Raw genomic sequence first — 15,158 nt, 5'->3', positions numbered from 1 at the left:
TATCAAATTTTGGTGCGCGGGGGGGGACTCGAACCCCCACACCATTGCTGGCGTCAGGACCTAAACCTGGTGCGTCTACCAATTTCGCCACCCGCGCGGTTGCGGCTGCAGCCAGCTTGTGAGCCAACCCGCCTGTTTTTAGGTCAATCCAAGATTCTAATGCAAGGCATGGGCATTTTCAGCAAGACCGGCCGAAAACCGTCCATGTTGCAAGGGCCCGGCCGCCTCTGGCCGGCCTCTGCCACACCGGGTTCAAACCGCTGCCGACAGTGGCACCTCGCTGTGCTCCTTTTTCACGCGGAACCAGGCCGCATACATCGCCGGCAGCGCCAGCAAGGTCAGCACCGTCGCAACGACCAGGCCGCCCATGATGGCTACGGCCATCGGCCCCCAGAAAATGCTGCGCGACAGCGGAATCATCGCCAGCACGGCAGCCGCAGCGGTCAGCGCAATCGGGCGCAGCCGGTGGGTGGCGGCCTCGACAATCGCATCCCAGGTCGACAGGCCCGCCGCATGGTTGGCCTCAATCTGGTCGATCAGGATCACCGAGTTGCGCTGGATCATGCCCATCAGTGCGATCACGCCCAGCAAGGCGACAAAGCCAAAGGGCCGGTTGAGCAGCAGCAATGCCGCCGTCACGCCCGCAATGCCCAGGAAACCGGTGATATAGACCAGCACCGAGCGGCTAAAGCTGTGCAGCTGCAGCATCAGCAGGGTGAAGACGATGAACACCATGATCGGCATGCCCGCCATGATGGAATCCGAGCCCTTGGCGCTTTCTTCCACCGCACCGGCAATCTCGATGCGGTATTGGTTGAGGCCCTTGTCGGCCCAGCCCTGCTGCAGCTTTTGCAGATCGGGCCAGAGCTTTTGCGTCACCGTCGGGCCTTGCAGGCCGGCGGCCACATCGCCTTGCACGGTGATCGCATACTCCCGGCCCTGGCGCCAGAGAATACCCGGCTCCCAGACAAAGCTGGGCTTGGCAATCTGCGACAGCAAGATGGCCTGGCCGCTGCTCGAGGCCACATAGGCATTGCCCACGTCGGTGACGGCCTGGCGCTCGTCCACCGGCTGGCGCAGCACCATGTCGAGCAGCTTGTCGCCTTCGCGGAACTGCCCGATGGTATTGCCCGACAGCTGGGTGCGCGTGGCCTGGGCAATGCTCTGGTTGCTCACACCCAGCGCACGCGCCTTGCTCTGGTCCACCTCCAGGCGCAGCACCTTGATGGACTCGTTCCAGTTGTCGTTGACGCCGCGCAAATCGGGCGATGCCTCCAGCTTGGCGCGCACCTCGCTGGCGAGCGTGCGCAGCAGCTTGGGGTCCTGGCCCATCACGCGGAACTGCACCGGGTAGGGCACCGGCGGGCCGCTGGGCAGCAGCTTGACGCGGGCCCGCACCTCCGGGAACTCCTGGGCCAGCAAGGTCGGCAGCCGCTTCATCAGGCTGTCGCGGTCGGCCAGGTTGTGGGGCAGCAGGATCAGCTGCGACACATTGGACTGCGGGAAGATCTGGTCCAGCGGCAGGTAAAAGCGCGGCACGCCCGAGCCAATCCAGGAGGTGACCGACTCGATGCCGTCCTGCGCCTGCATGCGCTGCTCGATGCGCCGCGTCACCTCTTCGTTGGCGGCCATGCTCGAGCCCTCGGGCAGCCAGACATCCATCAGGATCTCGGTGCGGTTGGAGTCGGGGAAGAACTGCTGCTGCACCCGGCTCATGCCAAACAGGCCCAGCGCAAACACCAGCACCGTGGCACCAATCGTCAGCCAGCGGTGCTCCACGCACCACGAGACAGTGCGGCGGAAGCGGTTGTAGAAGGGGGTGTCGAACATCGCATGCTCGCCGCCCTCACCACCCTCACTCTCTTGCGGCGCATGCCTGGGCTTCTTCAGGAACACCGTGCCCAGGTAGGGCACAAAGTAGACCGAGGCCACCCAGCTGATCACCAGCGCAATCACCGTCACCGCAAAGATCGCAAAGGTGTACTCGCCGGTGGTGGACTTGGCGATGCCAATGGGCATAAAGCCCGCCGCCGTGATCAAGGTGCCTGTCAGCATCGGCTTGGCGGTGATGTCATAGGCGGCGGTGGCCGCGCTCAGCTTGTCATAGCCCTCTTCCATCTTGCGCACCATCATCTCGACGGCAATGATGGCGTCGTCCACCAGCAGGCCCAGCGCAATGATCAGCGAGCCCAGCGAGACCTTGTGCAGGCCAATGCCCCAGTACCACATCGCCAGGAAGGTGGCGCAGAGCACCAGCGGAATGGTGATACCCACCACCAGCCCGGGGCGCGGGTCCAGCGTGATGCGGCGCCACAGCGGGTCCTTGCCCTTGCGTATATGCATGCCCAGGCTCACAAAGCTCACGGCCAGCACAATCACCACCGCCTCGATCAGCACGCGCACAAACTCGTTGACCGAGGTGGACACGGCCTTGGGCTGGTCCTGCACGTTCTCCAGACTCAGGCCGGCCGGCAGGGTGGGCGCAATCTTGTCCACCGCCTCATGCAGGTGCTTGCCCAGTGCAATCACATCGCCACCCTTGCGCATCGAGATGCCCAGGGCCACCGTGGGCTGGCCCTGGAAATGCACCTTGGTCTTGGCCGGGTCCAGGTAGCTGCGGTAGATGTCGGCGATATCGCCCAGCTTGAGCTGGTTGCCGTTGGGACCCCGGATCGGCATGGCCTTGACGTCGTCGAGCTGGCGGAACTCGCCCGTCACCTCGACCTGCACCCGGTCGGCGCCGGCCTGCACCTCGCCACCGCTTTGCACCGCGTTTTGCTGGCCGAGCTGGGCGATGACCTGGTTCATGTCCAGCCCCAGCTGGGCCAGCTTGCTGCGCGAGATCTCGATATAGAGCTTCTCATCCTGCACGCCAAAGAGTTCGACCTTGGCCACGTCCTTGACCCGCAGCAGGCTCTGGCGCACGCTGTCGGCATATTCCTTGAGCTCGGCGTAGCTGTAGCCCTCGCCCTGCAGCGCATAGATCACGCCATAGACATCGCCAAAGTCATCGTTGTAGAAGGGGCCGAGCACGCCCTGGGGCAAGCTGGCGCGCATATCGCCCACCTTTTTGCGCACCGCCAGCCAGGTTTGCGGCACATCCTGTGGGCGCGTGTCTTCGCGCAGGTTCAGGATGACCAGCATCTCGCCGGGCTTGGAGTAGCTGACGATCTTGTCGGCATTGGGCACGTCCTGCAAGGTGCGTTCGACCTTGTCGGTCACCTGCTCGGCCATCTGCTGGGCCGTGGCGCCCGGCCATGCGGCCGAGACCACCATCGCGCGGAAGGTGAACGGCGGGTCTTCATCCTGACCCAGCTGAAAATACGCACCGATGCCCAGCACCAGCAGCATGATGAGCAGGTAGCGCGTCAGCGGCACATGCTGCAGCGCCCAGCGCGAGAGGTTGAAGCCCTTGCTGCTGCTGTGCTTTTCGCCATCGGGCTCGGGGGCCGAAGCGGACGTTGCAGCGCCTTGCGGCGTGTTCGGAGGTGTTTGCATGGCCACCTCTTACTGCTTGGCGGCAGGAGCCGCAGCATCCGCAGCGGCGGGCGCATTGACCACTGGTGCATCGGCCTGGGTTTGCGCAGGCGCAGCAGCCGCATACTTGGACTGGAACACCGTCACCTTCTGCCCGGCATTGAGCACATGCACGCCGGCAATCACCACCTGCTGCCCCGCGTGCAGACCGCTTTGGATCACGGCGTCATTGCCGTCCATGCGCGCCACCGCCACTGCCCGGGGCTGCACGGTGGAGCTGGCCGGGTCAAACACCCAGACCTGGCTGCTGCCGGCCTTGTCCCACAGCGCCGACAACGGCAGCTTGATCACATCGCTCGCCTTGTCCGCGCCGGCAGCGCGCTCGGGCGGCAGCACGGTCACGGTGGCGCCCAGCTTGGGCAGCACATCATTGGGCGCCGCATCCAGCGAGGCCTTGACCTGGTAGGTGCGCGTGGCAGCATCGGCGCTGGCGGCCACTTCGCGGATATGGGCGCCCAGCGACTGCTCCTCAGGCCAGACCTTGACCTGCACCGGCTGGCCGGGCTTGAGCTGGGCAATGCGGTCTTCGGGCACGGCAAACACGGCATCGCGCGCACCATCCTTGGCCACACGCAGCACCGGGGTGCCGGCAGACACGACCTGGCCGGGCTCCACATTCACGGCGGTCACGACGCCCGCCACATCGGACACCAGGCGGGTATAGGCCGTCTGGTTGCTTTGGCTGGCCGCATTGGCCTTGGCCTGGTCGAGCTGGGCCTGGGCCGATTTCAGCGCTGCCGCATGGCGCTCCATCTCCGCGGCGCTGATGAAGTTCTTGTCACGCAGTTCCTTGAAGCGGCGGTAGTTGGCCGCCTCCAGGTCCCGCTGCGTGGTCGCCGCCTGCACCTGGGCCTGCGCGCCTTGCGCAGCCAGCGCGTAGTCGGTGCCATCGAGCTGCGCCAGCAACTGCCCGGGCTTGATGGCCTGACCCAGCTCCACGTTGCGGCTGAGCACCTTGCCCGCCACCCGGAAACCCAACTGCGCCTCGGTGCGGGCGCGGATATCGCCGGCAAACGCCGTCTGCGCCTGCAAGGGCGCCGCGCCCACTGTTTGCAGCTTGACCGCCCGGATTGGCTCGGGCGGGGATTCCTGGCGTGAACAGGCCGTCAATGTGGCCACGGTAGCAATAGACAGCAGCAGCACTGCGGCACGTGCGCTGGGCGCTCGAAGAGGTAGGGACATGGTGTGCAATCGGGCGTTAAGCGGCCAAGAAGACCCTGGCCCGGCAGATAAAAAGGGGAGAGACGCAGCAAGGACCCTCTGCAAAACACTCCGGAGGAGCGCTGTGCAGAGGATCCTTAATGACCAAACGGTCACTAATTTAGACAGTTCGATGTCGGCTGTCAATGCTTGCCTGTGGTCAGCGCGGTATGCGCTAGCATCGGCGCTGTGAAAGATTCCACGCCCTCCCCTTCTGCGACCGCCGCCACGCCCGCTGTGACCACGCCCGTCACCCACTACGAGAATTTTCCGGTGGCCTCCTGGCTGTGCCCACCGGCGCTGCGCCCGCCCATTGCGGCCATCTACCACTTTGCGCGCACGGCCGATGACATTGCCGACGAGGGCGATGCCGATGCCCCCGCCCGCCTGGCCGAGCTGCAGGCCTACCGCGATGCGCTCGCCCATATCGCCCAGGGCCAACCGCCGCTCGCGCGCTGGCAGGCCGTGTTCGCGCCGCTGCAGGCGGCCATCGTGCAGTGGCAGCTGCCGGTGGCGCTGCTCGATGACCTGATCAGCGCCTTCATGCAGGACATCGACAAAACCGCCCAAGGCGCGCGCTATGCCGACCGCAGCGAGCTGCTCGACTACTGCCGCCGCTCGGCCAACCCAGTGGGCCGCTTGCTGCTGCATCTGTATGGCGTGAACGATGCCCCGTCCCTCGCTCAGAGCGATGCCATCTGCAGCGCGCTGCAGCTGATCAACTTCTGGCAGGACCTGGGGGTCGATATTCCGCGCGGCCGCTACTACCTCAATGATGCCGACTGCCAGGCCGCCGGCATCAGCGCCGCCGCGATGCAGCAGCGCCAGGACAGCCCGGCGCTGCGCCAGTTGGTGATGGACCAGGCCGCCTGGGCGCGCCGCCTGATGGAAGAAGGCGCGCCGCTGGTGCACCGCGTGCCCGGCCGCGCCGGCTGGGAGCTGCGCCTGGTGGTGCAAGGGGGTTTGCGTATTCTCGATAAGGTGGAAGCCCTGCAAGGCCAGAGCCTGTGGCAGCGCCGCACCATTGGCAAGGGCGATGTGCCGCTGATGCTGTGGCGCGCCTGGCGCATGTGAGCCGCTGTTCGCCCGCTGTTCGCCCCCTTGCCGCCCCCACAAAAAAAGGCCGAATTCTGCGATCCGGCCTAAAGGGGTTATGGGAACCCCCGAGGAGAGTGTTTACGGGCCTTGCGGCCAGGCGGCTCAGGGCTCAGCCATCCTTGGCCCACGTGGGCAATACGTTGGTCATGGTCTAGCCTTTCTCAACTTTCTTAACCCAGCTGCACCGGCACAAAAATCTTCTGGCCATTGCGCTCGATCAGCAACGCCACCGACTTGTCGGACTGGGCGACCTGCTTGCGCAGATCCTCAATCCCTTTCACCGCCGCGCCATTGACGGACAGCACCACGTCACCGGGCTGCACACCGGCGAGCGCAGCAGGCCCGGCCGCTTGCTCGACGATCAAGCCCTGCTGGCTGCCGCTGGCCTGCTTTTCCTGGGGCGTCAGCTCGCGCAGCGCCAGGCCCAGCTTGCCCTTGCCGACCTTCTCGTTGCCGGCCACCTGCTCGCCCTTGCTGACATTGCCGCCCAGGGTGGCTTGCAAGGTGGTGGCCTTGCCGCCGCGCCAGACCTGCAGCTCGGCCTGGGTACCGGGGCGCGCCGTGGCAATGGCCGCAGGCAGGTCGTTGGACGAGACAATTGCCTGGCCGTTGTAGCCGGTGATCACATCGCCGGGCTGCAGGCCGGCCTTGTCGGCAGGGCCGCCCTTTTCCACACTGGCAACCAAGGCGCCTTCGGGCTTGGGCAGCTTGAAGGAATCGGCAAAGGCCTGGTTGACCTCCTGGATCACGACACCCAGGCGCGCATGGTCGACCTTGCCGTGCGAGACGATCTGGTCCTTGATGTTGACCGCCAGGTCGATCGGGATCGCAAAGGACAGGCCCTGGTAGCCACCACTCTTGCTGTAGATCTGCGAGTTGATGCCCACCACCTCGCCCCGCGCATTGATCAGCGGCCCGCCGGAGTTGCCGGGGTTGATCGCCACATCGGTCTGGATAAAGGGCACCGAGCTGTCATCGGGCAGCGCACGGCCCTTGGCACTGACGACACCGGCGGTCACCGAGTTCTCAAAGCCAAAGGGCGAGCCAATGGCCAGCACCCATTCGCCTTGCTGGATGGCCTTGGAGTCACCGATCTTGGCGACTGGCAGATCCTTGGCATCGATCTTGATAACCGCGATATCGGTCTTGGGGTCCGAGCCCAGCACCTTGGCCTTGAACTCGCGCCGATCGGTGAGCTTGACCGTCACCGTCTTGGCGCCCTTGACCACGTGGGCATTGGTCAGGATGGTGCCATCGGGGCTGATGATAAAGCCCGAGCCCTCGCCGGCCATCGGCACCTCTTGCGGCACCTGGCGGCCAAAGCCGCGCGGCATGCCTTGCTGGGGCACGCCAAAGCCGAACTGGCGGAAGAACTGCAGCATCGGGTCATTGGGGTCGATTTGCTGGCCCCGGTTGGCCGAGGGTGCGGCATCGGCATCATCGCCGTCGTCCTCATCGTCCGAGACCTTGCGCGTGCCGCGCACACTGATATTGACCACCGCAGGCCCGGCCTGCTGGGTGATGGCGCTGAAATTGGGCAGGCTCACCATGGGCGCGGCCGCCGGGGCGGACTGGGCGATGACCGCAGGCGCGCCTTGGGCATGGGCGCTCCACTGCACATGCTGCAGCGCAGAGGCACCCACGCCGCCCAACACCCCTGCCGTCAGCAAGGCAGCCACCAGTTTGCGCGAACCGAGTTGAAAAGAAGGAACAGACATTTTGTACTCCTGAATACCACTTGCATGAGGTCGATGGAGCTAATGTGCCTGCCCAGACTTAGAAGAAACTTAGACGCGCATCACTCTCGGCCTCAGGACTTTTGGTAGGGGAAATACGGCGGTGCCTCGCCAATGGCCAGCATATCGACCTCCAGCAATGCCAGCCCGGGCTGCCTCGCCAGCTGCGCCACGGCCTCTGCCAAGCCATGGGCCTCACTGAGCTTGCGGTAGGCGATGCCCGCCGACTGGGCCAGCAACGCAAAGTCCGGCGGCGCCAGATCGCCATAGACGCGCCGGCCGCCAAAGTTCGCATCCTGCATGTGCTTGATGACGCCGTAACCGGCGTCGTTCATGACGATGAACAGCATGTCCAGCGCTTCCTGCATGGCGGTCCACAGCTCGCAGACATTCATCATGAAGCCGGCATCACCGCTCAGCACCACGGTCTTGGCGCCACGAGCGGCAAAGGCCGCGCCGATGCCCAGCGGCAGGCCCTGGCCAATGCCGGCGCCCACCGGGTGCATCGCATCGCGCGGGCCATAGACCTCGAACAAACGGTTGCCCCAGGTGGAGTTGGCGACGGTGATATCGCGCGCCCAGACGGCGTTGCGCGGCAGCTGGATTCGGAGCTGCTCGGCAAAGCCGGCATAGGGGCCCAGGGTGCGGGCAAAGGCCTGGCGGGCACGCTGCTTCATCTCGGCAAATTGCGCGCGGTAGCCGGGCTCGGCCTGGTAATTGCCCAGCGCCGCGACCAGGCGCTCCAAGACATCGCGGGCATCACCACAGACAAACTGCGCGCAGTCATAGCTGCGCCCTTCGGCCGCGGGGTCCAGGTCGATCTGCACCCGTTGGCCGGGCAAGGCCAGGCTTTGGTCCACGGTCTCCTGGCCGCGCAGCCGCGAGCCCACCACGAGCATCAGGTCCACGGTCTTGTAGAAGTCAATCACCTCCGGCGCGCCGGTGCCGTTGAGGCCGCCCAGATTGCAAGGGTGGTCCTCGGGCACGATGCCGCGCCCGGCCCAGCTCGATGCCATGCCAAAGCCCCTGTCCAGCAGCTGCTGCAGCGCTGCGCCGCCATCGATGGCGCCGCGCCCCACCCAGAGCATGGGCCGCCGCGCAGCCCGCACGCGCTCGGCCAGCTGCGCGATATCGGCATCGCTGGCCCGTGGGCGCGCAGGCAGGGTCGGCAGCGCCAGGCTGGTGTCCGCATCGGCCTGCGGGATGGGCTGCTTTTGCACATCGATCGGAATCTCGATGCTGACCGGCCCCATCGGCGCCGTCAGCGCCTCGCTGGCCGCCTGCTGCAAGATGCGCAGCGCGTCTTCAGCCCGCTCAATGCGGTAGCTGGCCTTGCAGACCGATTGCAGCATGCCCAGCTGGTCGCGCACATTGTGGGTGGCGCCGGTATCGCGCCCCAAGAACTTGCGCGGCACCTGGCCGGTGATATGCAAAAGCGGGCTGGAGGCAAACGAGGCCTCCAGCAAGCCCGACACGGTATTGGCCGCGCCCGGCCCGGTGCTGGAGACCAGCACGCCCAGCTTGCCGCTGCGGCGGGCATAGCCATCGGCCATATGGGCAGCGCCCATCTCGCCGCGCGTCATCACCACACGGATGCCGCCCTGGCGCGCGATGCCGTCCATGATCGGTATGTTGTGCACGGAGATGATGCCAAAGACCAGCTCGGTACCGATGGCGTGCAGGAACTGGGCGACCAGGTCGCCGATATTGAAGGTGTGGGGCATAGTGGTTTTATTGGCTGGCCTGAACGTCCGGGGCCAATGGCTTGAAGAAGGCGTAGTCGCTGGCAATGCGTTTTTTCAGATCAGCGGTACTGACCGGGTCGATGGCATAGCCCGAGCGCTCCATGTCGGCGACAAAGCGGGCATCGGCCAGGATTTTCTGGTTGGCCTGGGCCAGCGCCTCGACCACCTCGGGCGCGGTCTTGGCCGGTGCCAAGAGGCCGATCCAGCCCTCGAAATTGAAGTCGGGATAGCCGCACTCGGCCATCGTCGGCGTCTGGGGCAACTGCGGGTTGCGCTGCGGCGATGTCAGTGCCAGCGCGCGCACGCTGCCGCCCTGCACCTGCGTGACAGCCGTCGTGTTCAGATCGAACAGGATGGAGACGCGGTTGGCCATCAGCTCGGCCATGGCCGGCGCATTGCCCTTGAAAGGCACATGCGTCATCGTGATGCCCGCGTACTTGGCCAGCAGCACGCCCGAGAGGTGGTTGGACGAGCCATTGCCCGCCGAGGCATAGCTCAGCTGGCCCGGCTGGTCCTTGCCAAAGGCCACCAGCTCCTGCAGCGACTTGAACGGCGACTGCGCGCCCACCAGCAGCACATTCGTGTACTTGACGACCGAGCCGATGGGCAAGAAATCGGCCACCGGGTCAAAGCTGGTGCTGGTCACCGCCGGCGTGATGCTGATCGTGGGGCTGGCCACAAAGTACAGGGTGTAGCCATTGGGCGCTGCGTTTTTGACCGCATGGGCGGCCAGGGTGCCGCTCGCGCCCGCCTTGTTCTCGACAATCACGCTCTGGCCCAGAAGCTCGGAGAGCTTTTGCCCGTACTGGCGCGCCACGATATCGACCGAGCCACCCGGTGAATAGCCCACCACCAGCTTGATGGGCTGCTGCGGATAGGCCTTGGGCTGGGCCTGCGCTGCAGCGCCCCACACCCCCAACAGCGCTGCACTGAGCGCGATGTTCCACGGGTTCAAGCCGGTCTCCTGAGGTTCTTGTGCGCTCCTTTATCCCCTAGGTACCGACAGCCCCCTCCCCCTGCTAACCCTAGAAGTTCGCAGATTGAATAAGCTGATATTTACAACGAATCAGTTGCGCCGTGTGGGCTTAGAAAATCACCCGCACCCGCAGGCCACCCAAGCTGGGAGATGCATCCAGCAGCAACTGCGCACCATGTTGGCGCGCCACCGCGCTGACAATGGCCAGCCCCAGCCCGCTGCCATGCGCGGTGGTGCCGGGCACGCGGTAGAAGCGGTCCAGAACCCGCTCGCGCTCTTCGGGAGCGATACCGGGCCCGCTGTCTTCAACGCTGAGCACGCGCTGGCACTCGGCATCGGCGTACCAGCGGCACAGCACTTGGCCACCAGCGGGGGTGTAGCGCAGCGCGTTTTCCAGCAGATTGCGCAGCAGCAGGCCCAGCGCATCGGCCTGGCCCTGCACGGGCTCCAGGGTGTCGTCCAGCTGGTGCTGCAAGGTCAAGCCGGCTTGCTGAGCCAGCGGTTGCAGTTCATCGACCGCCATCTCGCATAGCGCAGCGACCGCAACCGGCTGCGCAGGCGCCGCCTGCATCTGCCCGGCCTCCTGGCGGGCCAGGTGCAGCAACTGCTCGACCATGCGCGTGGCCCGGTCGATGCCGGCCATCACCCGCTCGCTGGCCACGCGCCGCGCGGCATCGTCGGGCGCGCGGGCGAGGCCTTGCACCTGCAGCCGCAAGGCCGCCAGCGGTGTGCGCAGCTCATGGGCAGCATCGCCTACAAAGCGCTGCAGCGCATCAAAGGCCGCCTGCAAGCGCGCCAGCAGCAGGTTCATCTCCTGCACCAGGGGCTGCACTTCCAGCGGCAGGTCGGCATCGGCCAGCGGCGAGAGGTCATCAGCCTGGCGCGCCGCCAGTTGCGCGCGGGTGCGCGCCAACGGCGCCAAGGTATGGGCCACCACCCACCACACCACCAGCATGATCAGCGGGGCCAACAGCAGCACCGGCACGATGGAGCGCAAGGCCACATTGCCCGCCATCTGGCCGCGCGATGCCGCTTCTTGCGCCACCTGGATCACCTGGGTCGGCGTCTGCAGCGCATAGATGCGAAAGGCCACGCCGTGCGCCCGCGCATCGCTGAAACCCAGCACGGCGACCTGCGGCAGCAGGCGCGAGTTGCTGGAGCGGTAGAGCATGATGCCGTCGGCGCGCCAGATCTGCACAATCATGTCCTGCGCCTTGGCCTGCGGATCGGCCAGCGCGTCCGACGCGACCTCGGACGCGAGCCCGGCCGACAGCGCCAGCGCAATGCGCTGCATCTGCACATCGAACAGCGCCTCGGTCTCCGCCCGCGCCGTGCGGTAGATGCTGACAGCCTGCAGGCCCGCGGCCACCACCACAACGGCCAGCAGCGCCCAGATCAGCCGCGCGCGCAGCGAAAAAGGCCGCCCGGCCCGCAGCGCATGGCTCAAGGCGCCACCCCGCTTGGCAGCGACTCGACCGGCACCAGGTAGCCCAGGCCGCGCACATTCTGGATCAGATCGGCGCCGAGCTTTTTGCGCACGCCGTGGATATAAACCTCGACGGCATTGCTGCTGATGTCATCGCGCCAGGAATAAAGCTTTTCTTCCAGCTGCGCACGCGAGAGCACGCGGCCGGGCCGGGCGATCAAGGGCTCGAGCACCGCCCACTCACGGGCCGACAGCTGCACCGGCTGGCCGGCCACAAAGGCCTCGCGCGAGGCGGGCACCAGGCGCACCTGGCCCCAGCAGTACTCGGGCTCGGCCCGGCCGCTGGCGCGGCGCAGCAGCGCGCGGATGCGCGCCAGCAGCTCATCGAGGTCATAGGGTTTGATGATGTAGTCGTCGGCACCGGCATCGAGCCCCGCGACGCGCTCTGCAATGGCATCGCGCGCGGTGGCCACCAGCACGGGGATGCGGACCTGGCGCGCGCGCATCTCGCGCAGCACCTGTAGTCCATCCACCCTGGGCAGGCCCAGGTCCAGCAGCACCAAGTCGTAGCCGGCAGTCGCCAGCGCCGTCTGCGCCATCGCCCCGTCCTTGACCCAATCGACCGCCCAGGATTCGGCACGCAGTGCATCGAGCACCACTTCGCCAATCATCTGATCATCTTCTACCAGGAGTATGCGCATGGCAGCATTATGCAAGCGGCCCATCACGCGATGGCTGACAGACCCAGAAGGAAAACGGGCTGAACCCCTCAATGGTGCTCAGCCCGTACCCGCTAGATCCAATACAGAAAGATCCGCCACAGGCACCCCGTCAATCGTGGTGCCTGCAGCGTCCCTCCACACATGCCGCCGTCAGTGTGGGATCCCGGACTTGTTGTTGGCTTTGGTCCTGGTGCCCGGGCGGCATGCATCTCCCCTTGTGCTCAATGGCGACAGCGATTATATGGAGATCGACATGTCAATACCCAACAACTATTGCAACAAAAGACTTCGATCCGCCGTCCCGCCGCACCCTGCCTTTCCGCTACATGGAAAAAGATCTTTGAATTTATTTATAATTTTTCCCTTTTATTCGCACCCCAGCCACTCCGGCAGGCATTGTCAACAAAGCTGTGCAAGCACTCACCCCCGCCATCGTGGCAGTGCAGCACGCCTTGTCCAGGCATGTAGAGGAGCCCGGCAAGGCGCCGTGATGACTTGCATCTCTGTCGCTGGGGTACTCTTCCCGGGCATCCGGCCCATGGGACAATACGGCGCTTATGACCACGCCCCAGCAGTATGTTCAAAACAAGGCCGCAGCCTCCGGCAGCAGCTTTTACTATGCCTTCCTCTTCCTGCCCAAAGACCGGCGTGCAGCGATCACCGCCTTCTACGCCTTTTGCAGAGAGGTCGACGATGTGGTCGACGAGGTAAGCGACCCGGGCGTGGCAGCGACCAAGCTGGCCTGGTGGCAGAGCGAAGTGCGCAAGAGCTTTGCCGGCCAGCCCAGCCACCCGGTCATGCAGGCACTGATGCCCCATGCCAGCGCCTTCTCCATCCAGGCCGAGCACCTGCTGGCGGTGATCGAAGGCTGCCAGATGGACCTGGAGCAAACCCGCTATCTGGATTTTCCCGGCCTGCAGCGCTACTGCCACCTGGTGGCAGGCGTGGTGGGCGAGGTGGCAGCCCGCATCTTTGGCCAGACCAGCCCGCAAACCACGCAGTACGCCCACAAGTTGGGCCTGGCGTTCCAGCTCACCAACATCATTCGCGATGTGGGCGAGGACGCGATGCGCGGCCGCATCTACCTGCCCGTCAATGAGCTCCAGCAGTTCGATGTCAAGGCGCATGAGGTGCTCAACCGCAAGTACTCGGACCGGTTCGAAGCGCTGATGCGCTTTCAGGCCCAGCGCGCCCACCAGCTCTATGACGAGGCGCTGGCCCTGCTGCCGCAGGCCGATTACCGCGCGCAAAAGCCCGGGCTGATGATGGCCAGCATCTACCGCACCTTGCTGCGCGAGATCGAGCAGGACAAGTTCCAGGTGCTGCACCAGCGCGTGAGCCTGACTCCCCTGCGCAAGCTCTGGCTGGCCTGGCGCATGCAAGCGCTGGGCCGCATGTAAGTGGACCGCAACCAACGTATCGCCGTGATCGGCGGCGGCTGGGCCGGCATGGCCGCTGCCGTCGAGCTCGCTGCGGTCAGCGCCCACCAGGTGACGGTCTGGGAATCCTCCGCCCACTGGGGCGGCCGCGCGCGCGGTCTGGCCTTGGCCTTGCCCGGCGGCGACGAGATCACCGTCGACAACGGCCAGCACATTCTGATTGGTGCCTACACCGCCTGCCGCGCGCTGATGGAGCGGGTGGGTGTCAGCACCGATGCGTCCTTTATCAAGCGACCACTGGCCATGCGCTACCCCGACGGCCGGGGCATTCAGTTTCCCGATACCGCCCCGCCCTGGGATGCGCTGATCGGCATTGCCACGGCCAGGGGCTGGTCGCTGATCGAACGCCTGCAACTGCTGCGCCGCGCCGCCGCCTGGCAACGCCAGGGTTTTCGCTGCGCACCGCAGGCCAGCGTGGCCGATCTCTGCGCCGGTCTGCCCCAGCGCCTGCTCGCAGAGTTCTTTGACCCGCTGTGCATCTCGGCGCTGAACACGCCCCTGCACGAAGCCAGCGGCCAGGTCTTTCTGCGCGTGCTGCAAGACAGCCTGTTTGCCACCCACAAAGGCTCGCATTTCTGGCTACCGCTGGTGGACCTTGGCAGGCTCTTCCCCGATGCTGCCGCCAGCTGGCTGCAAGCCCGGGGCCATGACTGCCACCTGAGCGGTCGGGTGCAACAGCTGGCCAGGTCCGAGTCCGGCTGGCGGGTCAACGGCCAGCGTTATGACCAGATTCTGCTGGCCTGCCCGGCCTGGGAGGCCGCGCGCCTGGTGCAAGCGGCCTTTGCCGATCCGTCAGCGCCCGAGCAGGCAGAGGCTCAGGCCTGGGCCGACGACGCCCAGCGCCTGGCACACACCGCCATTGCCACCGTCTACGCCTGGAACCCGGCCCCCAACGCCCAGGGCCACAGCCTGACTGCGCCCTGGCTGGCGCTAAAGAGCAGCCCTTTGCAGCCCGCGCAGTTTGTGTTCGACCGCGCCCAGCTGGGTGACCCGGCGGGCCTGCTGGCCTTTGTCATCAGTACTAGCGAGGGCGACCGCGCCGAGATCGAGCAGCAGGTCATCGCCCAGGCACAGGCCCAGTTGGGCCTGGCCTTGCAGCCCCTCAAAACCATTGTGGAAAAGCGCGCCACCTTTGCCTGCACGCCTGGGCTGCAGCGCCCTGGCATGGCCATTGCACCCGGTCTGCTGGCCTGCGGCGACTATATCGACGGGCCCTACCCCGCGACCTTGGAAGGCGCCGTGCGCAGCGGCATTGCCGCCGCCCACGCGCTGGCCTGAC

Annotated in this window: 10 protein-coding genes and 1 tRNA gene; 3 read left to right on the top strand and 8 right to left on the bottom strand. The window is 65.8% G+C overall.

Features of this window, described 5'->3' with window-relative positions:
• Window positions 1-10: 10 nt before the first annotated feature.
• The 3 genes from DCO45_RS05275 to DCO45_RS05265 form a co-directional block, all read right to left on the bottom strand.
• Window positions 11-97 (bottom strand) — tRNA-Leu (locus tag DCO45_RS05275).
• Window positions 98-252: 155 nt separating this feature from the next.
• A complete protein-coding gene (locus DCO45_RS05270) occupies window positions 253-3,498 on the bottom strand; it encodes an efflux RND transporter permease subunit (protein WP_116924822.1) in 3,246 nt (1,081 codons plus the stop codon).
• Between the two features lie 9 nt (window positions 3,499-3,507).
• Window positions 3,508-4,719 carry an efflux RND transporter periplasmic adaptor subunit gene (locus DCO45_RS05265; protein WP_116924821.1) on the bottom strand — a complete coding sequence of 404 codons (1,212 nt, stop codon included), beginning with the start codon at window positions 4,717-4,719 and terminating at the stop codon, window positions 3,508-3,510.
• Between the two features lie 207 nt (window positions 4,720-4,926).
• Here DCO45_RS05265 and hpnC point away from each other — a divergent pair, with 207 nt between their 5' ends.
• Window positions 4,927-5,811 carry a squalene synthase HpnC gene (gene hpnC / locus DCO45_RS05260; RefSeq protein WP_243419249.1) on the top strand — a complete coding sequence of 295 codons (885 nt, stop codon included), beginning with the start codon at window positions 4,927-4,929 and terminating at the stop codon, window positions 5,809-5,811.
• Between the two features lie 194 nt (window positions 5,812-6,005).
• On the opposite strand, the gene DCO45_RS05255 is transcribed toward hpnC, so the two are convergent.
• From DCO45_RS05255 to DCO45_RS05235, 5 genes are all read right to left on the bottom strand, one after another.
• Complete coding sequence (locus DCO45_RS05255; protein ID WP_116924819.1) at window positions 6,006-7,553, bottom strand: DegQ family serine endoprotease; 1,548 nt, start codon at window positions 7,551-7,553, stop codon at window positions 6,006-6,008.
• Window positions 7,554-7,645: 92 nt separating this feature from the next.
• On the bottom strand, window positions 7,646-9,295 hold the full coding sequence (locus DCO45_RS05250) for a thiamine pyrophosphate-binding protein (RefSeq protein ID WP_116924818.1): 1,650 nt from the start codon (window positions 9,293-9,295) through the stop codon (window positions 7,646-7,648).
• Between the two features lie 7 nt (window positions 9,296-9,302).
• A complete protein-coding gene (locus DCO45_RS05245) occupies window positions 9,303-10,271 on the bottom strand; it encodes a tripartite tricarboxylate transporter substrate binding protein (protein ID WP_116924817.1) in 969 nt (322 codons plus the stop codon).
• Between the two features lie 130 nt (window positions 10,272-10,401).
• A complete protein-coding gene (locus DCO45_RS05240; protein ID WP_243419248.1) occupies window positions 10,402-11,739 on the bottom strand; it encodes an ATP-binding protein in 1,338 nt (445 codons plus the stop codon).
• Window positions 11,736-12,419, bottom strand: a complete 684-nt coding sequence (locus DCO45_RS05235; protein ID WP_116924932.1) for a response regulator transcription factor — start codon at window positions 12,417-12,419, stop codon at window positions 11,736-11,738. The genes DCO45_RS05240 and DCO45_RS05235 overlap by 4 nt, the downstream gene beginning before the upstream one ends.
• A gap of 578 nt (window positions 12,420-12,997) precedes the next feature.
• Between DCO45_RS05235 and hpnD the strand changes: the two genes are divergently transcribed.
• Both hpnD and hpnE read left to right on the top strand, forming a co-directional pair.
• Window positions 12,998-13,840, top strand: a complete 843-nt coding sequence (hpnD, locus tag DCO45_RS05230) for a presqualene diphosphate synthase HpnD (protein ID WP_116924816.1) — start codon at window positions 12,998-13,000, stop codon at window positions 13,838-13,840.
• Entirely contained in the window at window positions 13,841-15,157 is a 1,317-nt protein-coding gene (gene hpnE / locus DCO45_RS05225) for a hydroxysqualene dehydroxylase HpnE (RefSeq protein ID WP_279324800.1), read from the top strand.
• Window position 15,158 lies beyond the last annotated feature (1 nt).

The sequence above is a fragment of the Comamonas sp. JNW genome, from assembly GCF_003105075.1.
GTDB classification, from domain to species: Bacteria; Pseudomonadota; Gammaproteobacteria; order Burkholderiales; family Burkholderiaceae_C; genus Comamonas; species Comamonas squillarum.
The sequence above is the reverse complement of the archived record's forward strand: the minus strand, read 5'-3'. Positions and strand labels throughout refer to the sequence as shown.

Coding starts and splice junctions, on each gene's coding strand:
- DCO45_RS05265 (WP_116924821.1), bottom strand. CDS start 4,719: ATGTCCCTACCTCTTCGAGCGCCCAGCGCACGTGCCGCAGTGCTGCTG.
- DCO45_RS05250 (WP_116924818.1), bottom strand. CDS start 9,295: ATGCCCCACACCTTCAATATCGGCGACCTGGTCGCCCAGTTCCTGCAC.
- DCO45_RS05270 (WP_116924822.1), bottom strand. CDS start 3,498: ATGCAAACACCTCCGAACACGCCGCAAGGCGCTGCAACGTCCGCTTCG.
- DCO45_RS05235 (WP_116924932.1), bottom strand. CDS start 12,419: ATGCGCATACTCCTGGTAGAAGATGATCAGATGATTGGCGAAGTGGTG.
- hpnD (WP_116924816.1), top strand. CDS start 12,998: ATGACCACGCCCCAGCAGTATGTTCAAAACAAGGCCGCAGCCTCCGGC.
- DCO45_RS05255 (WP_116924819.1), bottom strand. CDS start 7,553: ATGTCTGTTCCTTCTTTTCAACTCGGTTCGCGCAAACTGGTGGCTGCC.